This is a genomic window from Streptomyces sp. NRRL F-5123 (assembly GCF_000721495.1).
Lineage (GTDB): Bacteria > Actinomycetota > Actinomycetes > Streptomycetales > Streptomycetaceae > Actinacidiphila.
On the sequence record NZ_JOHY01000027.1, the window covers coordinates 1 to 20297 of the forward strand.

General features: G+C 74.5%; 16 protein-coding genes. 4 read left to right on the forward strand and 12 right to left on the reverse strand.

The features are described 5' to 3' along the window. Positions 1–322: 322 nt before the first annotated feature. The 4 genes from IH54_RS0121605 to IH54_RS0121620 form a co-directional block, all read right to left on the reverse strand. Complete coding sequence (locus tag IH54_RS0121605) at positions 323–520, reverse strand: hypothetical protein (protein ID WP_078862415.1); 198 nt, start codon at positions 518–520, stop codon at positions 323–325. Positions 521–525: 5 nt separating this feature from the next. Continuing rightward, the gene (locus IH54_RS0121610; protein ID WP_052397722.1) at positions 526–1014 is read right to left on the reverse strand and encodes an RpiB/LacA/LacB family sugar-phosphate isomerase; all 489 of its coding nucleotides are present in this window, start codon (positions 1012–1014) and stop codon (positions 526–528) included. A 162-nt stretch (positions 1015–1176) separates the two neighbouring features. Continuing rightward, positions 1177–1929, reverse strand: coding sequence for a GntR family transcriptional regulator (locus IH54_RS0121615; protein WP_031519250.1), 753 nt, complete (start codon positions 1927–1929; stop codon positions 1177–1179). Between the two features lie 171 nt (positions 1930–2100). Next, complete coding sequence (locus IH54_RS0121620; protein ID WP_031519253.1) at positions 2101–3207, reverse strand: DUF4190 domain-containing protein; 1107 nt, start codon at positions 3205–3207, stop codon at positions 2101–2103. A gap of 241 nt (positions 3208–3448) precedes the next feature. Between IH54_RS0121620 and IH54_RS0121625 the strand changes: the two genes are divergently transcribed. Next, entirely contained in the window at positions 3449–4807 is a 1359-nt protein-coding gene (locus tag IH54_RS0121625) for a glycoside hydrolase family 18 protein (RefSeq protein ID WP_031519255.1), read from the forward strand. A gap of 86 nt (positions 4808–4893) precedes the next feature. Here the strand turns inward: IH54_RS0121625 and IH54_RS0121630 are convergent, their stop codons facing one another. Then, a complete protein-coding gene (locus IH54_RS0121630) occupies positions 4894–5721 on the reverse strand; it encodes an oxidoreductase (protein ID WP_031519258.1) in 828 nt (275 codons plus the stop codon). Positions 5722–5821: 100 nt separating this feature from the next. Here IH54_RS0121630 and IH54_RS0121635 point away from each other — a divergent pair, with 100 nt between their 5' ends. Then, the gene (locus IH54_RS0121635; RefSeq protein WP_031519260.1) at positions 5822–6724 is read left to right on the forward strand and encodes a LysR family transcriptional regulator; all 903 of its coding nucleotides are present in this window, start codon (positions 5822–5824) and stop codon (positions 6722–6724) included. A gap of 328 nt (positions 6725–7052) precedes the next feature. After that, positions 7053–10991: a hypothetical protein gene (locus IH54_RS0121645; protein ID WP_043181803.1), complete on the forward strand. Its 3939-nt coding sequence runs from the start codon at positions 7053–7055 to the stop codon at positions 10989–10991. 34 nt (positions 10992–11025) lie between these two features. Here IH54_RS0121645 and IH54_RS0121650 read toward each other — a convergent pair whose 3' ends face one another. From IH54_RS0121650 to IH54_RS46270, 7 genes are all read right to left on the reverse strand, one after another. After that, on the reverse strand, positions 11026–12573 hold the full coding sequence (locus IH54_RS0121650) for an ATP-binding cassette domain-containing protein (RefSeq protein ID WP_031519269.1): 1548 nt from the start codon (positions 12571–12573) through the stop codon (positions 11026–11028). Next, positions 12570–15308, reverse strand: coding sequence for a class III lanthionine synthetase LanKC (lanKC, locus tag IH54_RS0121655; RefSeq protein ID WP_031519271.1), 2739 nt, complete (start codon positions 15306–15308; stop codon positions 12570–12572). Before lanKC ends, IH54_RS0121650 begins: the two co-directional genes overlap by 4 nt. A 151-nt stretch (positions 15309–15459) precedes the next feature. After that, complete coding sequence (locus IH54_RS46250; RefSeq protein ID WP_199923432.1) at positions 15460–15582, reverse strand: class III lanthipeptide; 123 nt, start codon at positions 15580–15582, stop codon at positions 15460–15462. Between the two features lie 65 nt (positions 15583–15647). After that, on the reverse strand, positions 15648–15767 hold the full coding sequence (locus IH54_RS46255; protein WP_199923433.1) for a class III lanthipeptide: 120 nt from the start codon (positions 15765–15767) through the stop codon (positions 15648–15650). Positions 15768–15857: 90 nt separating this feature from the next. Then, on the reverse strand, positions 15858–15977 hold the full coding sequence (locus IH54_RS46260; RefSeq protein ID WP_199923434.1) for a class III lanthipeptide: 120 nt from the start codon (positions 15975–15977) through the stop codon (positions 15858–15860). 34 nt (positions 15978–16011) lie between these two features. After that, the gene (locus IH54_RS46265) at positions 16012–16134 is read right to left on the reverse strand and encodes a class III lanthipeptide (protein ID WP_199923435.1); all 123 of its coding nucleotides are present in this window, start codon (positions 16132–16134) and stop codon (positions 16012–16014) included. 93 nt (positions 16135–16227) lie between these two features. Then, a complete protein-coding gene (locus tag IH54_RS46270) occupies positions 16228–16338 on the reverse strand; it encodes a class III lanthipeptide (RefSeq protein ID WP_199923436.1) in 111 nt (36 codons plus the stop codon). A gap of 585 nt (positions 16339–16923) precedes the next feature. Between IH54_RS46270 and IH54_RS0121685 the strand changes: the two genes are divergently transcribed. After that, the gene (locus tag IH54_RS0121685; protein WP_159011984.1) at positions 16924–19989 is read left to right on the forward strand and encodes a helix-turn-helix transcriptional regulator; all 3066 of its coding nucleotides are present in this window, start codon (positions 16924–16926) and stop codon (positions 19987–19989) included. Positions 19990–20297 lie beyond the last annotated feature (308 nt).

Below are 20297 nucleotides of genomic sequence, written 5' to 3' on the forward strand. Positions count from 1 at the left end.
GGCAGCCGCCGACGAGACCTCGGGAGGGGGACGATCCGGGGGTGCCCCCGCAGGAATGCGCACCCCGTCCGGCACCGGACACGTCATGACGTCAGACGCACATTCCGAGGAGGTACCCCCGGAGTGGCCCCCGACCCCACACCACACCGACAGCGCGATGCCCCGCCGGGCAACACCCAGCGGCGCGAGCCTGCACCTGAGGTGCGGCCGACGCCACGCGGGCGCGAACAACCCCCACGCAGGGAAGATCGCGCGGGCCACCGCAACAGGCACCCCGGCGCGTACCCGGCGAGCCCAGCGCAGCCAGTCGCAGAACCCAGCGTCAGACCTGCACCACACGCTGCGCGATGCGTTCGACCACGTAGCGCCGACGGCGGTCACCCGCGCCGTGTTCGCGCCCGCACCCGTCCAGGAGGTCGCCGATGCGCTCCGCCTCCGCACGGGTGGCGTAACGACCCACCCGGTAGCGGTTCGTCCCGTCGTCCTGGCGTATGAGCGCCCACACGAGATCGGACGTCATGTCCCTCAAGCCCCTTCGTCTCCGGCTTCGTCGCCGTCCGGCGACTCGATCGCACCGAGGTGCGCGATATTCGCCCGGTCCGCGGAATCCCGCTCACCCGCGGCGCCGGCCGCATCCGCGGCGAACCACGCGTCGAGGATCTCCACGAGCAGCCCCCCGGACAACGTGCGCAGGCCCAGCGCCAGCGCATTCGCGTCGCTCCAGACCCTCGCACCGTGCGCGGCGTACGCGTCGGCACACAGGGCGGCGCGGACGCCGGGGACCTTGTTCGCCGCGATGGACGCACCCGCACCCGTCCAGCAGCAGACGACCGCCTGGTCGGCGGCGCCGCGTGCGACGGCGCGCGCCGCCGCCTCGGCGCTCCAGGCCCAGTCGGCCCGGTCGCCGTCGCGCAGCGCGCCGTGGAGTTCGACGTCGTGCCCGCGGCGGCGCAGTTCGTCGACGAGCAGCCGGGCGGGCGGCTCGTCCATGTCCGAGGAAACGGCGATGCGCATATGCCCGACCCTACGCCCGAGGTTCACAGCGCGGGTACGGAATGACACGAAGAGGTACCGATCCGGCCAGCAGTTCGACGGGGAACCGACGGCCGCGACATCGGGCGCGCGGCGGCCGGCCGCAGGTCGCGGCCGGCGCCGGGGGCCGGCGCGGGGCCCGGGTCAGCGCACGGGCAGGTGGTAGACCGCCCGGTATTTGTCGGCGGGGATGACCACGTCGGCGGTCTCCACGGGCCGTCCGGACGCGAAGTACGTCCGGCGGATCTCGATCACGACGTGCCCGGGCACCCCGCCGAGCGCGGCGGTCTCGGCGGCGAGGCCCGGCCGCGCGCCGACCTCCTCGGCCATGTGGTCGACGACGAGGTCGATCGCCGCCATGCGGGCCACGACGCCCTGCCCGCCCAGCGGGCCCTCCTCGGGGAGGAGCACCGGCGTGCGCCCGGTGAGGGCGAGCGGCTCCCAGGAGGTGGACAGCAGGGTCGGCTCACCCTCGGTGCGGAAGACGTACTGCGTGCGCATGACGCGCTCGCCGGGCTCGATGCGCAACCGCTCGGCGACGTCCAGGCTCGCACTCTCCTGCACGCTGCGTGACTCCCAGCTGCCCTTGCAGCCCTCGTCCGCCTGCTCCTGCCGGTAGGGCGTGGACGGCCCCGCCGGGCGGTAGCCGCTGCGGATGATGCGCCGCGGCCGGGGCCGCTCGCGGACGTACGTGCCGGACCCGGAGCGGCCCTCGACGAAGCCCTCGGCCATCAGCACCTTGCGCGCTTCGAGCGCGACGGTGTCGGAGACCCCGTACTCGGTGCGGATTCTGGCCTGCGAGGGGAGCCGGGCGTGCGGCGGAAGCGTGCCGTCGAGGATCTTGCGGCGCAGGTCGTCGGCGACGCGCAGGTATGCGGGCTGCTCACCGAATGCCACGGCTGCCCCTCCCAAGGGGTTGACTGTCCGCGACAGCTTGGCAACCCTCGGTGCCCGTCCGCAACCTCTGCCCTGAGCCTCACTCTCCGCGCGTCGGTCACGCACCGCGAACGAGCCGGGCGCGCGCCCCGCGCGCACCCGGCTCGTTCCGCGGACACAGGGCCGGCCGGATCAGACGCCCACGCCGCTCTTGTCGTCGCCGTTCTCCTGGCCGTCGTCGCCCGACCCGCCGCCGCCGACGCGCTCCTTCATCGTGCCGGTGACCTTGCCGTCCGGGAAGCCGAAGAAGCAGATCACCTGCCGGTGGTTCGCCGCCCAGTCCTGGGGGGGCGGGATGTAGAAGTAGACGTGGATGCCGGACGCCGGCGTCTTGCCGTCGAGGTAGCTGCGGGCGTTCTTCACGCACGTGTCCTGCGCGTCGGCGCCCACCTTGTCGACGCCCGGGTACGGGGCGTCGCGGTCCGCCTGGATCTGGTAGACGTCGTAGGCCTCGGCGTCGTGCTCGTCGGAGCAGTCGACGACGTCGACGGTGTGGGTGACCTTCTTGTCGTCCAGGGTCGGCGGGCCCTCGGTCCCGGACAGCTCGTCGTTGACGGTGTTGAAGCACTGCCCGGCCTTGAGGTCGCCGATGCTGGTGTTCCCGTCGTCGAGCTTCCCCATCGCGCCCAGCGTGATGAGCACGGCCCACAGTGCCGCCCACACGCCGCCGAGGACGACACCCGCGATCGCCATGCCCCGGCCGCGCTCGGCGCGCTGCTTGACCTGCTTCATGCCGACCAGGCCGAAGATGATGCCGAGGAAGAACGTGCAGGGGATGATGCCGGTCACCAGGGCGGCGATGGATATCCCGTTGGTGCGCCGCTCCTGCCCGTACCAGCCGGGCTGGCCGGGGTAGGGCGGCGGCATCGCGGGCCCGGGGTAGCCGTAGCCCGGCTGCGGCTGGGCGCCGGGGTAGCCGTACCCCGGCTGGCCGGCGGAGGTGCCGTACGGGTCGGCCGGCGCCGCGTACGGGTTGCCGCCCTGGGCGGCGTACGGATCGGCGGGCGGCGCGTACGGGTTGCCGGCCGGGGCCGCGTACGGGTTCTGCGGCGGCTGGCCGGAAACAGGCGGCTGCGGGAACTGCTGGCCCGGCATCGCGGCCTGCGTGGGCTCCTGGGCCTGTGCGGCGTACGGGTTCTGCGGCGGCTGCCGGCCCGGGGCACCCGGGTACGGCGGCGTGCCGGACGGCTGCGCGTCGTCGGGCGACGGCGGGGGCGGAGGCGGCGGGGGTATGTCCACGCGGGGAGTTTACGGGCCGCGTCCGCCGCAGGTGCGGGTACCGCCAGGAGGCAGACGTTCCGTTCCCGGGAGGCCGCCGGGAGGCATCCGTTCCGCCCGCGGGCCGCCACCGGGGCGCACCCCTTCCGCCCGCGCGGCGCCGCCGTTCGCTCCCCGGAGGCCTCCCGCCCGCCGGGCCTTGAGGCGTCAAGGGGCGCCCCTACCCCTTGACGCTAATGGTCCAGACCAATAACTTCACGCCATGCGTCGACGAACTCTCGGCCGGATGGCCGCCACGGCCGCCACCCTCTCGCTGGTCGCCGTCCTGCCCGCCGTCACCGGTGGCAGCACCGCACAGGCCCACAACGGGCACCCCTCCACCAACTCCGCCTACAAGAGCGTCGGTTACTTCACCCAGTGGGGCATCTACGGACGCGACTACCAGGTGAAGAACGTCCAGACCTCCGGCGCCGCCGCCCAACTCACCCACCTCAACTACGCCTTCGCCAACATCGGCGCCGACGGCAAGTGCTTCGAGGCCAACATCGCGGGCGAGGGCGACGCCTGGGCCGACTACCAGCACCCGGTCGACGCCGCGACCTCCGTCGACGGCACCGCCGACACCGCCGACCAGCCACTGGCCGGCAACTTCAACCAGCTGCGCGAACTCAAGGCGAAGAACCCCACGTTGAAGGTGCTGATCTCGATCGGCGGCTGGGGCTGGTCCACCCACTTCTCGGACGCGGCCCGTACCGACGCCTCCCGCAAGGCACTTGTCGCCTCGTGCCTGGACATCTTCGTCAAGGGCAACCTGCCGCTGCTGGACGGCAAGGGCGGCCCGGGCTCGGCGGCCGGCCTCTTCGACGGCGTCGACATCGACTGGGAGTGGCCCGGCTCCTCCGGTGACACCGACACCGTCTACCGGCCCGAGGACAAGAAGGACTTCACCGCGCTCGCCGCCGAGTTCCGCAAGCAGCTCGACGCGTACGGCCGCACCACGCACAAGCACTACGACCTGAGCGCCTTCCTGCCGGCCGCGCCCGCGAAGATCGACGCCGGGTTCGAGGCGAAGAAGATCTTCAAGTACCTCGACTTCGGCACCGTCCAGGGCTACGACTTCCACGGCCCCTACGAGGCCACCACCAACCAGCAGTCGGCGCTGCGCGCGCCGCGCACCTCGCCCGTGCCGAACGACTTCAGCGACACCCAGGCGGTCGGCGACTGGCTCGAGCGGGGCGCCCCCGCGCGGCAGCTGGTGCTCGGCGTGCCCTTCTACGGCCAGGGCTGGACCGGTGTCCCCGACGGCGGCACCGCCGGTCTCTTCCAGCCCTCCACGGGCCCGGCGCCCGCCACCTGGCAGGCCGGCAACGAGGACTACCACGCCCTCAAGGTCCTTGCGCAGTCCGGGACTTACACCGTCCACCGGGACACCCGCAACGGCTTCGCCTGGCTCTACGACGGCACCAACTTCTGGACCTACGACGACCCGCAGGTGATCGCCGCCAAGACCGCGTACATCCGCGGCGCGCACCTGGGCGGCGCCATGGTGTGGTCGCTCGACGGCGACACCTCCGACGGTGAGCTGATCTCCGCGGTCCACCACGGGCTCACCCGCCACTGAGCCGTTTCCGGCCCCGTACGGCCGGGCCCTGCCTCCACGGGGGGAGGCAGGGCCCTGGGCCGTACGTTCCGGCGTCCGCCGCCGGCTCAGGCGTCGAAGGCGGTCGCGCGGGAGTGCTTCTCCCAGGCCTCGATGTCGGCGCGGACCTGGTCGAGGTGGCCGAGCACCGCGTCCACGCCGTCCTCGCCGAGCGGCAGCCGCAGCGGGGTGACGTCGGCGTCGAGCGCGGCAAGGATGAGCGCGGCGGCCTTCGCCGGGTCGCCGGGCTGGGCACCGTCGCCGCCGGAGGCCATGGCCCGGGTCGCACCCGCGGTGGCCTCGTAACCGGCGATCTCCGGGCTCGCGGTGAGGTTGGCCATGAGCGAGGTGCGGAAGGCGCCGGGCTCGACGATGAGCGTCCTGATGCCCAGCGGGTTGACCTCGGCCGCGAGCGCCTCGGTCATGCCCTCCAGTGCGAACTTCGTGCCGCTGTAGGCGGAGAAGCCCGCGAAGGACATCTGCCCGCCCATGCTGCTCATCTGCACGATCGCGCCCGAGCCGCGCTCGCGCATCGACGGCAGCACCGCCCGCACCAGCGCGGCCGGTCCGAAGACGTGCACCTCGAACAGTTCGCGCAGTTCGGCGTCGCCGGTCTCCTCGAAGGCGCCCACGTGGCTGCGGCCCGCGTTGTTGACGAGCACGTCGATCCTGCCGTGCCGGGCGAGGACGTCCGCGACCGCCGCGTCGATCGCCGCGAGGTCCGTGACGTCCAGCGCGAGCGGCTCCACCTGGTCGGGGTGCGCCGCGACCAGGTCCTCCAGCGTGCCGACCCGCCGCGCCGCCGCCACCACGACGTCCCCGGCGGCCACCGCGGCCTCGGTGATCGCCCGGCCGAAGCCGCTGTTCGCACCCGTGACCAGCCAGACCTTGTTCATCGCGGACTCCCTGCCGTTTCCTGTGCGGTGGTGTCTCCCCCGCTGCGACCAAGACTGCGGGCGGCGCCCCTTGCCCGTCCAAGACCCCTCGTGATAGCCGATGGTTATGGACGTTCACGGACGGGACCTGCGCTATTTCGCCGCGGTCGCCGACGAGTTGCACTTCACGCGGGCCGCCGAGCGGCTGTTCGTCTCGCAGCCCGCGCTGAGCAAGCAGATACGGGCCCTGGAGCGGCAGTTGGGCGCTCCGCTGTTCGACCGCGACCGGCAGGGCGTCGCCCTCACCCCGGTCGGCACGGCCCTGCTGCCGCACGCGCGGCGGCTGCTGGCGGAGTGGGACGCGGCGCGGGCGGCCGTGGACGCGGCGAAGGCCGCGCAGCGCGCAACGCTCGTGGTCGGCATGAGCACCAGTCCCGGCCGCGGCGGGCTGCTGCCCGCGGTCCGCTCGCGCTTCACCGCGGCCCACCCCGAGGCCGAGCTGCGGCTGCGCCAGGTCGGCTGGCAGGACCCCACCGCCGGGCTCGCGGACGGCGGCAGCGACGTGGCGTACGTCTGGCTGCCGCTGCCCGACCAGCACCGCTACGACCACCTGGTGGTGGCCGAGGAGCCGCGCCTGGTGGCCCTCCCCGAGGAACACCGGCTCGCGGCGGACGCCGGCCCCGTCGACTTCGCGGACCTGCTGGACGAGCCCTTCCTCGCCCTCCCGCAGGCCGCGGGTCCCCTGCGCGACTACTGGCTCGCGACGGACGAGCGCGGCGGCCGCCCATTGCGGATCGGCGCGGAGGTCGCGAGCACCGAGGAGACGTACGAGGCGCTCGTTGCGGGCCTCGGCGTGGTGCTGGTCGCGGCCGGCAACGCCCCGCTGATCAGCCTCGGCGGCGTGACCACCCGCCCGGTCCGCGGCCTGAGCCCGAGCCGCTTCGCCCTGGCCTGGCCCCGCACCTCGGCGGCCCCGCTGACCCTGGCCTACGCGGCGGCCTGCCGGGCGGCACGCCCGGCGTAGGGCGGGGCCGGCGCGTCCCGCACGCGGCCGATCCGCGTGCCGTCGGCCTTCCCCTCTGCCTTGAGCCGGGGGCCTGCGCCGGCGCCCGCGCCACCCGTGGCGGCGTTCCGCGCGTCCGGTACGTGCCCGGGCGGTCGGCCCTCCCCCTGCCTTCCGCCGGGGGCCTGCGCGGACGGCGGCACCAGCGGTGGAGGTCGAGCGCGGTGCCGGGGCCGCGCCACCCGCGGCGGTACGGGCGGCCGCGTTCACCGCCCGGCGGGCGGTGCGGTGTCCTACGGTGCCGTTGACGGGCCGTACGAACCGGCCGGGGCGGTGGGGAGGACGGGCAATGGAGCAGCGGGACACCCGCAACACGGTTCGTGACAGCACCGTCAACGGCCCGGTCTACCAGGCGGATTCGATGCACTTCCACGGTGGCGGCGTTCCGCTGGGCGCCCCGCTGCCCGCCGAGCTCGCGGACGTGGGCTGGGCGCACGCCGTCTTCCACTCCGCCGTGTGGGCGCAGGTGCCCGCCGACCGCGACCCGGACGGGGTGGTCCGGCTGCACAGCGCCGCGGTCGCCGCGCGGCTCGCCGCCGTACGCGACCGGGCCTGCGCCGTACGCGGCCCCGACCCGTGGTACGACCCGGAGCTGGCCGTCCGCTTCCTCGGCCGCGTGGAGTGGCTCCTCGGCGAACCGCCCGCGGGTGGGGGCGGGTTGGACCTCTTCCCGGCGGAGGCCGCGCTGTTCACGCTCGCGCCCTTCCTCTACCAGGCGCACGCCCTGGACCTGGCGGCCGAACTCGCAGCGGTCGGCCCGCAGTCGCTGCGCCGCGCGACTGAACCCCCGCACGTGGAGCAGCAGTCGCTCCCCCGCCCGGCCGAACCCGCCGACGTACGGCCCACGTCGCCGCGTGTCACCGCCGCTCCGATCGCCGCCCGGCGGTCCTTCGAGTCGTTCGCGGACGGCTACGGCGTGCTGGTCGCACGGGCGCTGCGGCGGCCGGCGGCCGAGGGCCCGATCGGCTGGTGGCTCTTCCACCGCTGGCTCCTGCGCTCCGACCGCTTCGCGGCGCCCGACGCGATCGGCCGGCTCCTCGCCGAGGCCGTCCCCGGCGGGGAGGCGGCGGCCACGCTGGGGGGCGTGCTCACGCCCGAGCGCGTCGGCCTGCTCGTGCACGGCCTGCGGCGCGGCCCCGACGTGTGCAACCCCGACCACCTCGGCCGCCTCCGGGCCGACGAGCGGGTCCGCGGCCCCGGCCCGCAGCAGGTCCGCGAGCAGCGGCTGTGCCTGCTGCTCGCGCTGGCGTACGCGGCCACCGCCGAGCCCACTGCGCTGCCGGAGATCGTGGTCGAGCACCTCGGCATCCCGCACCCGGTGGACCTGGCCGAACTGCGCGAAACCCTCGCGGGCGCGGAGTGGGGCGGCACGCCCGAGCTGCCCGTCCTGCGGGCCGCCTGCCACCACGAGGCCGTCATCGAGGGCCTGCGCGCATACGTGGCCCGCGCGGACGAGCTGCTGCTCGCGGTCGCCCGGACCGTCCGCGAGCGCGTGACCTTCCCCGTGCCCGCGCTCCCCGCGCGCCTGTCGGCGGACGGACTCGCCCCCGCCCGGGGCGTCTTCAGCGGCTGGGCCCGCTTCCAGCTCGACGAACGCCGCATCCGCAGCCTGCTGATGGGCGTCCAGCTCTACAAGGACCCCGGGCTCGCCGTCCGCGAGCTCTACCAGAACGCCCTGGACGCCTGCCGCTTCCGCCGCGCCCGCAGCCGCTACCTCGACGCGACGACGCCCGCCTCGTACCCGTACGAGGGCGCGATCACGATCACACAGGGCCTCGACGAGGACGGCCGCGAGTACGTCGACTGCCGCGACAACGGGGTGGGCATGGGCGAGGCCGAACTGCGCGGCGTCTTCTCCAACGCGGGCGCGCGCTTCCCCGAACAGGCCGACTTCCGGCAGGAGTTTGCCGCCTGGCGCGAGCACGGTATCGACTTCCACCCCAACAGCCGCTTCGGCATCGGCGTCCTGAGCTACTTCATGCTCGCCGACGAGATCCGCGTGACCACCTGCCGTATGAGCCGCACGGGCGCGCTGGGCCCCCTCCTCGAGGTCTCGATCTTCGGCCCGGGCCACCTCTTCCGCATCACGGAGCTTGCGGAAAGGGGAACGGAGCCGGGCACGTCGGTGCGGTTGTACCTGCGGGAGGGGGAGTTCACGCAGGGGAGCGGGTGGTCGTGCGTGGCGGCGCTGGGGCGTGTCCTGGGTATCGCGGAGTTCGCGACGACGGCGCGGGACACGGCGGGCGCCGTACGCTGGGAGCCGGGACGGCTGCAGAGGGCACGCGCCCTGTGGGAAAGGCGCTCGGCGGCGGAACTCGTCCGGGGTCGCGGGCCCGTCCTCGACACCGGCGACGTGCTGGCCGAGTGGACCGGTGCGCCCGAGGGCACCCATGTCCTCTGGTGCCGCAACGGCGGGGCGCTGCTGGTCGACGGTCTGGCGGTTGCTCCCGGCATCCACCCGAGCATCCTGACCGGCACCACGGAACGGGTCCGCGGAGTGGTGGTGGATCTGGCCGGTCCGTACGCCCCCGGGCGTCTCTCGGCTGACCGCACGGAGGTGCTGGAGGACATCTCCGCGCAGGTCACGACGCTGCTGCGGTCTGCCGCCGCCGCGTTGGCGGCGGGCGAACTCCCCGATGGCGCCTTCGAGTGGCTGTGCGAGGTGGCCCGGTACAACCCCGCCCTGGCCGACCTGCTCACCACCAGCCTGGTCCAGCACCGGCGGACCGTGGACTTCAGGGGATGGACCTTCGACCTCGGGGCAGGCGGTTTCCTGCCCTCCGACGTCGGGCTGCTCAGGGACGTCAGCGGCCTTCCCGGCCCGGAGGGCCCGCGGACGCCTTACAGCTCGCGCCAGGACCCCGTTCATGGCCCGGCACCCGACGCGCACTTCCTGTGGCGGATGCTCGCCCACCGCCCCAACCCCGCCCTGACCGCGCTCGCCGCCTACTGCCCCGAACTGGCCGACGCGCCGGGGGTGCTGCCCGCCCTGCCGTCCGACCACCAACTGCTGACCGGCGCGGGCCGGTCCGGGAACCAGGAGATCTGGCGGTACGGCGGCTGGTTCGGGCGCGCGACCAGAAAGGACGGCGTCATGGCGCGCGCCACCCAGCTGGGACTGGTCACCGGTCACCGGCGGCTCTCCCCGGCGGACTTGCGCCGCTACGCCTTTGCCCGCGGAGTGACGGCGGAAGCGGCCGCGGCCGAACTGCGCGTGCTGGGACTCGATCCCCTGCACCCGGCGGAGTGGCCCGCCGCCGGCCACGGCAAGTGGGGCTCCGTCCTTCGCCTGCTGTACCCGGACCCCACGCCCGAGGACGGGCGCATGCCGCTCGGGTTCGTCGCCGCCGCGTCACTGCACCTGCACGTCCCGGTGCGGGAGATCTGCGAACAGCTCACCGCCGAGGGCCTCACCGCCCGTCCCGGCGGCCTGCCCGACTCCCCCGACCGGTCGCTCGTCGTCCTGCTCAGCCGGAACCTGACCGGGACGCCTCCCTGGCTCGACGACACCGAACCGCTGGCCGCGGGCCATCTGCTGGCCGCCGCGGCCAAGCTCGGCCTCCCCGTCGCGCAGGTCCAGGCCGCCCTGACCGCGGTCGGCCTCGCCCCGCCGCCCGCCCTCCCCGCGGACGCGGGCCCGCAGGACCTCGCGCTGCTCCGGGGCAAGGTGCCGTTCGGGCCGCCCGCCGAGCCGCTGCCGTACGGGCCGGTCCTCCGCCACGCCGCCGAGCACGGGGTGCCGGTGCCGGATGTCGTCGCCCGGCTGGAGCAGTTCGGCTACGCCGTCCCCCTCCGGCAGCCGCGCGACCCCGACCTCCTCGACCGGCATCTGCTCGACCCGTCCCGCGCGTTCGACTGGGACGGCACGCGCGCCGGCGAGACCGTTCCCCTCCACCGCATGCTCACCGCGGCGGAGAAGCTGCACGTCGAGGTGCGGGAGGTGGCCGAGCGGCTGACGTCGTACGGTCTCGTGTGCGCCGGCACGGAACTCCCGCCCGGGCTCGACCGCAGGACGGCGGGCGCGCTGCTGGACGAGACGGAAGGGGTGGACAGGAGCAGGACCTGCCCGCCCGGCGTCGGATACCTCCACCGCCTCACCAAGCTCAGCCACTCCCTCGGCGCCCCGCTGCCCCAGATCGTCGCGTGGCTGGACGTCCTCGGCGTCGAGGTCCCCGACCTGCCGGCGACGATCCGCGCCGCCCTCGCCCGCGTCCCCCGGGCACGGTGAGTGCGCGGCGCGGGCGGGGCGGCGGGGCCCCGGATCAGGGGCGGGCGGTGGCTGCGGAGAGGGTGACGACGCGGTCGAAGCGGGTGTCGAGGTCGTCGTCGCCGTGGTGGACGACGAGCAGGCCGCGGCCGTCGGTGCGCGCCTCGATCGCGGCGAGGACGAGGTCGCGGCCGTCGCGGTCGAGGTTGGCGAAGGGCTCGTCGACGAGGTAGACGTCGGCCTCCTCGGAGAGCAGCGCGGCGACGCCGGTGCGCTGCCGCTGGCCGGAGGACAGGTCGGTGGGGAGCTGGTCGGCGAGCGCCGTCAGTTCCAGGGCGGCGCGCAGGTCCGCGTCGGGGACCAGCTCGCGGACCGGCAGCGGCGGGAGGTTGACGGGGGCGGTCAGGCTCGCGACGCGCGGCGGCAGGGTGACCACGCCGGAGTCGGGGGCGAGGGTGCCGGAGATGATGTGCAGCAGGGTGGTCTTGCCGCAGCCGTTGGGGCCGCGCAGCAGCACGTGCTCTGCGGGCCGCAGCTCGAAGTCCTCGATCGCGACGGTCGTGCCGGTGCCCTCGCCGCCCTCGGCCGCGGACGTCCCGTAGCGGACGCGCGCACCGTGCACGAGGACCATGGGGCCCTCGTCGTGGTAGGGCCCGGGGGTGGACGAGCGCAGCGCTTCGATGCGCTTGAGGACGGCCGTGTTGCGCCGCACCTGCGGGATCATGTTGATGAGGTCGAAGATGCCGGTGACCGCCCGCCACAGGGAGTTGACGAAGGCGAGGAAGCTGCCGAAGGTCATCCGCCCGGCGAACACGAAGTACGCGCCGACGACCATCGAGGCGGTGTCGGACAGGTTCATCACCAGGTCGCTGAGCGTGTTCTGCTTCTGCGTGAGGCGGTAGTTGACGAAGGTGATGTCCAGGTAGCCGTCCAGCGCGCGGCGGTTGGCGGTGCGGGTGCCGGGACGCAGGGCGCGCATGCCGCGCAGCGCGTGGAAGGCCTCAAGGGTGCGGGTGAGGGTGTTGATGTAGCGGGCCTCGCCCTCCCGCTCCGGGTCGGTGTTGTCCTCGATGCGTTTGGCGATGCGGTTGCTGGCCAGCACCAGCGGCGGCACGATCACCAGCAGGATGAGGCTGGCCTGCCAGGACAGGTAGAGCAGCACCCCGATGAACACCAGGGACGCGAGGGCCTGCTTGGCGATCCGCACGCACACGTCGATCGCGGGCAGCACGCCGTCCTTGACGTCGCTGTGCACCCGGCTGACGTACGAGGCGTTGCCGGCCTCCGACAGCCGCCGCCCGTCCTGGTCGAGGGTGCGGTCCAGCAGCTCCATCTCCAGCTGGAGCACGAAGGTGTTCTCGCACCGCTTGCGCCAGCGGGAGATCCAGTAGCCGCCGATGTTCAGGGTCAGGCCCAGCAGCAGGTAGAACAGGCCGAGCGTGATGAACTTCGCGAAGTGCCCGGCGAGGATGGCCTGGTCGAAGAGCGCCTTGAGCAGCAGGGGGTGCACGAGCGCCTCGACGCCGCTGACCAGGGCCTCCAGGGCCAGGATCGTCGCGAAGCGGCGGCGGTGGCCGCTGAGCGTGCGCCACAGCTCGGTCACGGTGCCACCTCGCCCGCCGCCTGCCGCGCACCGCCCGCCGCGTCGCCCCCCGGCTCCAGCTCGTCGAGCAGGAAGTCGACGGTGCCGCCGTGGGTGAAGCGGTGCAGGACGCGCAGCACGCCGGCCGCGCCCGTGAGGTAGTCGCACGAGCAGCGCAGCAGCCCCTCGCCCGCGACCGCGAGCAGCGTCTCGCCCTCCCGGCGGGGCAGCCCGAATTTCTCGGCGGGCTCGAAGACGAAGATCTGCCGGACGAAGTCGATCTGGCGCAACGCAAGTTCGCGGTAGGCCGGGTCGCCGGTGCGCTCGGCCGCGTCCAGCATCGCGTCCGCGACGCCGGTGAGGCCGAACGCGTAGCCGGGCAGTACGGACTGGCAGCCGTCGATGGCGCGGGCGATCTCGCGGGCGTCGTCCGTCCAGCCGAAGCGCAGCAGCACCTGGAGCACGCCCGCGGAGCCGACCTCGACGTAGGGCTCCATCGTGCCCTCGTGGCGGAACATGACGAGCCCGTCCTCCAGCGGCTCGGTGTGCGCCATCTCCCAGGCCAGCGCGCGCCGTCCGAGGTCGGCGTACTGCGGGTCGCCGGTGGCCTGGGTCATGCGGAGCAGGAAGAGCGCGACGCCCGCCTGCCCGAAGCCGAGGCCGGTCAGCGGGCCCTTGGCGGAGAAGTCGTTGAGCCAGTAGGTGTGTTCGCCCTCGTGGTGGGCGAGCTCGGAGAGCCGCCGGGCGCAGGCGAGGGCGGCGTCGAGGTCGCGCTCCTCGCGGTGCGCGAGGTGGAAGCGCAGGTTGGTCATGCCGAGCCCGGCGAGGCCGTAGTAGAACGTGTGGTCGCCGACCTCCAGGCCGCGCTCGTTCGCGGTCGTGAGCAGCCGCCGGGCGTGGGCGTGCAGGCCCAGCTCGTCGGCGGCCCAGGCGATGCCGGCCAGGCCGTTCATGAGGCCGTCGGCGTATTCGACGACGTCGATCGCGGCGAGCTGCCGGTCCAGCCACTGCGTCCACTCCGGGCGTACGGCGACGCCGGAGGACTTCAGCGCCCGCAGCACGCCGCTCGCGCCCATGCCGAGGCTGAGCGGGTTGGTGATGTGGGCGAACGGGTCGACGGGGAAGAGCGTGTCGCGCTCCTGGTCGGCGACGGCGGTGACGAAGGCCGCGACGCCCGCCTCGGTCGCCGCGAGGCCGAGCGACGGCTCGTCCGGCACCGGCGGCGGGGCGTCGGCCACGGAGGCGATCAGCTCCTCCTCGCCGTCGAGGAAACGCAGCACGTCGTCGAGGGTGGCCCGGTCCTCGGCGATGTCGAGCAGCAGCTCGTGGATGCTCGCGGGCCAGCCCAGCCGCTCGGTGAAGACCCGGTAGAGGCCGAGCACGTCCTCCCGGAGGTAGGACATCGCGGCGATCGGGAAGATGAAGTAGGCCATGGTCGTCGCCAGGCCGTAGAGGTCGTCGGCGTACTGCGAGGCGTTGAAGCGGCGCCGGGAGTGGCTGAAGCCGGGCGTGAACAGCTCGACGGGGGAGGCGAGATGGGCTTCGGCCTGATCCGCCTCCGCCAGCCGGCAGGACTCCATGTCGATCACGGTGACGGTGAACGTGTCGGTGTTCACCAGCAGGTTCGCGGCGCTGAGGTCGCCCAGGATCACCTGCCGGCTGTGCGCGTCGCGCACCGCGCGGGTCAGCCCGCGGAAGACCGAGAGGTAGATCCGCAGGAAGTCCCGCGAGCGCTCGGTCGAACGGCCGGGCCGGGCGAGCGGGTTGCGCTCCAGCAGCACCGAGCGGATGTCCTTGCCGTCGATGAACTCCTCGGCGATGAAGTGGTGTTCCCAGTGCCGGAAGGTGGTGATCGGGGTCGGGAAGGAGTCCAGGTCGCCGAGCCTGGTGAGGAAGGTCCACTCGCGGGCGCTGATGTCGAGGGCGTCGTGGTCCAGGCGCGGGTTGATGTTGGTGTGCGGCCGGGCCTCCTTGACGACCACGGTCCTGCCGTCGCGGGCGGTGTCCTCGGCCTTGTAGACCCCGCCGGTGTTGGAGAACTGGATGGCCTCGGTGACCCGGAAGCGCCCGCCGAGCAGCCCGTCGCCCTCGTCGTCGGCGCCGTAGTCGCCCGGCTTCCAGTCGGTGAACGGCCAGGGCTGCCAGGGTGGTTGGGCGTAGCCGATGGCGCGCTCGTCGGGCACGGGCCCGTCCGGGCCGACGATGTGCGGGACGGGCCGCCCCATGACGTCCACGGTGTGCGTGGACAGGAACTGGCCGTAGCGGAAGTAGAGCGCCTTGCTGTCCTTGTAGCGCATGTCGGACAGGATGTACGCACCCTCGACGCCCTCCAGCAGCACCGCCAGGTCCGCCAGGCAGGAGCGGAAGGTGTCCTCGTCGGCCGGGTAGACCGTGACGAGCTTGCCCGCGGCGCCGCGGGACATGGCCTTGGAGTTGAGCATCTCGAAGATGTTCATGTCCAGGGCGATCTTGAAGTCGACGCCGCGCGCGGCGAGATGGCCGATCACGTCCGCGGCGACCTTGCGCACCGTCCGCAGGCTCGCCGACACGTGGATCTTCCAGCCCTGCGCCGGCAGCTGCTCGTCGTGCCGGTACATCCACCAGATGCCGCTGCGCTGGAACCCGGCGCGCACCTCGGGGGCGACCGACGCGATGAAGTTGTCCTCGCGGGGCTCGTAGTAGACGTCGAGCGGATCGAAGAACAGCGTGTCGTTCCAGGCGAAGAGGAAGCGGTTGACCCATCGTTCGTCGCGCATGTCTGCCTCTTGGTGTGGTCGTCCGGCCGCCGCGGCGGGGCGGCGTCCGGTGCGGGCGCGGGTCGGGTGCGGCGGATACGTGCGGGGCGCGTACGGCCGCCGGCGCGCGGATGCCGTGCGGGGGCGGGTTCGCCCCCGCACGGCGCGACCGTCAGGCGGTCGGCTTCAGCTGCTGCTTCTTGCAGCAGTCGCTGCTGGAGCTGGTGGAGCTGATGACCGCCACCGCGCTCTCGGTGGCCACGGGCGTCATCGTCTGGAGCTTGAGGATGCTCATCGCGTCATCTCCTCTCTCGGCTGGCCGGGCGCGTCAGGCGCCCGGGCGGGACGGCTGGTCGGAGGTCAGCTCAGGACCGGCTTGACGGACTTGCAGCAGTCGCTGCTGGAGCTGGTCGTGCTGAGGACCGCGACCGCGCTCTCGGTGGCGATGGGCGCCATCGTCTGGAGCTTGAGGATGCTCATGGTTTCCGTCCTTTCCATGGGGTGGGTCGGCGGGCTGACCGGGCGGGGTCGTCCGCCCGGCCGTGGTGGGTGCCGTACGCGTGACCTGGCTCAGTCGTCGTCGTCCGGCGGGTCGACACAGCAGTTCACCCAGCTGCTGGTGTGGCTGACGACCGGCACCAGGCTCTCCTGTGCCACCGGCCGCAGCTCCTGGAGCTTGAGGATGCTCACGGCATCGCCTTCCGGTACCGGGACCGGAGGGCCGTCAGAGCGACGGCTTCTTGGGGTTGGTGGAGCAGCAGCTGCTGCCGGAGCTGGTGGTGCTGAGGACCGCGACCGCGCTCTCGACGGCGACGGGCTCCATCTTCTGCAGGTTGAGGATGCTCATGGCGTTGTCTCCTTTGATTCCCGTGGTTCCGGTGTCTCCCGAGCGGCCCTTCCACCGCGGACCGTGCCGCGGCCGGCGGCCGGGCGGATTCGGTCAGGCGTTCTGGCTCTTGCAGCAGTTGCTGCCGCTGCTGGTGGTGCTGAGGATGGCGACCGCGTTGTTCGCCACGGTCGGCTCCAGGCTCTGCAGCCGGAGGACGCTCATCCGTGTCACCTCCCTGCGTGGGTCGGGAGCGCGCGGGCGCGCTCGGGGTGGTGGGACGCGCATGTGCCGAACGGCGGATTCAGCCAACCGTGCCCCCGACCGACCGCACATCCGTAGTCGGCCCCCATAATTCGCCTGCCCGATCCCCCAGTTGAGGGGCCGGGTGCGGCGGCCGAAAGGGCGCGCGGAGCACCCGGCGTGGTTGACGCCCCCCGTGCGATGCGTCATGGTGGTGCGCGAGCTGAGGCGGATGATGTCCCCCGCGTCATTCACCTCAGCTCATCAACTGCGCGGGCCCGCATCCGCCGTCGGCTCGCCCGCTCCCGCCGTGCGCGACCCGCCGGCCGCACCACCCGCTCCCGGGCGGCGCGCACCGCCCCGCGCCGACGGGGGCCGGCGGGGGCCGCACCTGTTCCGCCCGCACTGCCCGTACCGCCTGTCCTGCCAGCCTGCCGGCCGCGCAGTCCTGCCCGCCTCGCGAGCGCACCGCCCGCCGCGCGGACGCGCTGCCCGCCGTGCCAGCCGCGTCCCGGGAGAGCCGATGAGCAAGCCGTACGCCAGCAGCAGCCGCGCCAGGGGCCTGCGGTGAGGCCGTTACCGCCGCAGACAGCGGCGCTGCGGTCCGCCGAACTCGTCGGCCGGCAGGCTGAGATGGACCGGGTGTCCGCCGTCCTCGCGGCCGCGCGGGCCGGGCAGGGCGGCGCCCTCGTCGTGACGGGCGAACCGGGCTCCGGGAAGACCCGGCTCGCCGCCGAGGCTCTCACCGCCGCAACCGCCGCGGGCCTGGCCACCGCCCGCGGCGGTGTCAGCGCGGTATCCCCGCCGGTCCCCTACCGCCCGCTGATCGAGGCCCTCCTCTCCCTGACCCGCACCACCCCGCTTCCCGGCCCCGCCGCCCTGGGCCCGTACACCGGGGTGCTGGCCGCCCTGCTGCCCTCCCTGGACCTGCGGGAGGAGCCCGCCCCGCCCCGGGAGGACCCGGCCACGGAGTGGGACACGCTCCCGGGCGCGGGACCGCGCGGGGTGCCGGGCGCGGTGCCGGGCGCGGTGCGGAGGGTGCGCGCGGACGGGCCGGGTGGGACGCCGGGCGCCGCGCCGACTGCGCGGTCCCACGTAGCAGCGGTCGAACTCGGCGGGCTCGGTGGGCCGTTGCTGGTCGGGGAGGCGATGCTGAGGGTGCTCACCGAGGCCGGGCGCCGACGCGGGTGCCTGATCGTCCTGGACGACCTGCACGACGCCGACCTGCGCACGCTCGCCGCCGTCGAGTACCTCCTCGACAACCTCGCGGGCCAGCCCGTCGCCGTCCTCCTCACGACCGGGCTGCTCGCCGGACCCGCCGCCGACCTGACCGCGCGCGCCTGCCAGCGCGGCACCGCCGGCTGCGTCGACCTGGCGCCGCTGCGCGCCCGGGACGTACGGCAGCTGGTCGCCGCGGAGTCGGGCGTCGCGCCCGCGGAGGTGGAGGCCGATCTGCTCGACCAGGTCCTGGCCGCAGGCTCCGGAAACCCCTTCCTGATACGGGAGTTGACCCGCGCGGCGGTCTCCCCTCCGGGCCGCGGGCGATGTACGGGAGGGGTGCCGCCCGCCGTGGCCCGCAGCGTGGCCCGCCGCCTCGACCGGCTGCCCGCGGGCGGCCGCGAAGTGCTGGGCCTGGCCGCGCTGTTCGGCCGCCGCTTCCCGCTGCCGGTGCTGCGCCGCACCGCCGACCGCGGCGGGCACGACGTCGCCGCGGTGCTACGCGCGGCGACCTCCTCCTACCTGCTGGAACCCGATCCGGATCAGCCGGACTGGTACGCCTTCCGGCACCCGCTCGCCGCCCGCGCCGTACGCGACGCCCTCGCGCCCGCCGAGCGCACCGGCCGCGCGCGGCAGGCCGCCGCCGTCCTCGCCGAACTGCACCCGGGCCTGCCCGGCGAATGGTGCGCCCGCGCAGCAGAGTTGTGCGCCTACGCCGGGGACACCACCGAGGCCGCGCGGCTGTCCTGCGAGGCCGGGCGGCGGGCGCTCGCCGAGGGCACGGTGGAGCGGGCCGTCGCTCTGCTGTCCGCCGCGCACCGGCCCGCGGAGGCCGGGACGCCGACCTCCTTACGGGCGACGGTCCTCGAACTGCTCGTCTACGCCGCCGGATGCGCGGCCCGTTTCGACCTGCTGCCCGAACTCACCCGCGGGATATCCGCCTTGGACGGCCAGGGACTGCCGTCCGGGCGTCGGGCCGCGCTGTGGGCCGCCCTCGCCGAACTGACCGCCCTCGCCGGGCGCCCCTCCGAGGCCCTGCACCAACTCGACCTCGCCCGACGGCTGCTGGGCGAGGCCCCCGCCGCCCGCGACGCCGCCGCCGTCGAGGCCTCCGCCGCCCGCGTGGAGCCGCACCGGCTCGCCCCGGACCGGCTGCGCACCGCCGAGCACGCCGCCCGCCGCGCCCTGGCGGCCGCCCGCACCGCCGGGGCACCCCAGGCCGAATGCCGCGCGCTGGTCCAGCTCGGCCGGCTGACCGCCCACGCCGGCGACCCGGCCGCCGCCGGGCACCTGCTGACCGCCTGCGTGCTGGCCCGCCGGCACCGGCTGCCCGCCGAGCGCGTCACCGCCGAACTGGCCCTCGCCCTCGACGCCGCCCGGCACGACGGCGACTGGGCCGCGGTGGAGGCGGCGCGGCGCGAGGCCCTGCACATCGGCGTGCTGCCGCCCGCGTACGAAGCCGGGTTCGCCCTCGTCCTCGACGAGATCCGGCGCGGCGACTTCACCGCCGCGGGCGACCGCATCGCCGCCGCCCTGCCCGCCGCCTCCCGCGACCGCCTCGGCCGCGCCCTGCCGCTGCTGCACCTCGCCGACGCCGTCCGGCACGCCCACCAGGGGCGGCGCGCCGCCATGACCGAAGCCCTCGAACGCCTCGCGCCGCTCATGGCCGAGGCCCCCGGCGTACGCGCCATGTCGTACGGGCTCGCCCGCGCCCACTGCTCCCTGCTGGAAGAGGAACGTGCCACCGCCGAACAGGAGTTGGCGCAGGCCGTCGCGTACGACACGGAGAACCCGGCGGCCGTCGACATCGGGCGGCACGGCCTCGTCCTCCTGCTCGGCGCCCTCGCCGGACGCGTCGGCCCGCAGCACTGCGCGCAGCCCGAAGCCGCGGGCGACCGCTGGCACCGCCCCTTCGCGGACCTCGCCCGCGCCGTCCTCCTCGGCCGCGAGGGCCGCACCTCCGAGGCCTCCGCCGCCGCCCGCGCCGCCCTCGCCGCAGCCGCCCCCTATCCGCCGGCCCGCCACCTCGCCCTCCGCCTCGTCGCCCCCGCCGCCTACGACGACGGCTGGGGCGACCCGGTCGGCTGGCTCCGCGACGCCGAGGATCACTTCCACGCCGCCGGCATCCCCGCGGTCGCCGCCGCCTGCCGCGGGCTGCTGCGCGGCATGGGGGCGCAGGTGCGGCAGCGGCGCACCGGCATCGAGGGCGTCCCGGCGGCCCTGCGCCGCCACGGGGTGACGGTGCGCGAGTTCGAGGTCGCCCGCCTTCTCGCTGCGCGGATCGGCAACAAGGACATCGCGGGGCGGCTCCACATCTCCCCCCGCACCGTCGAGAAGCACGTCGCGAGCCTCCTCCGCAAGACCGGCCACCCCGACCGCGCCGCCTTCGCCTCCGCGGCCGACTTCCCCCTGTAGGCCCCCGCCCCACCCCGCGGGAGGCCCTGCGTACCCGGTCGGCTTCCCGCCGGTGGGGGCTTCCCGCGCCTGGCGGCGCGGGGTGTTTCCCACCCCCACCACCCGTGCAGGTAGAAGCGACAACTTCTGTCTACCTGTGGGGGTGCACCGCCGTCGGGGGCGAACCGCGGTCCCGTGGATCACCCCCCACCGGCAGGCAGCCACCCACGAGACACCGGGAGGGCCCACGTCACCCACCCACCCCCGCCCCCACCGGCGGGCAGCCGCCCACGAGACCTCGGGAGGGGGAGGATCCGGGGGTGCCCCCG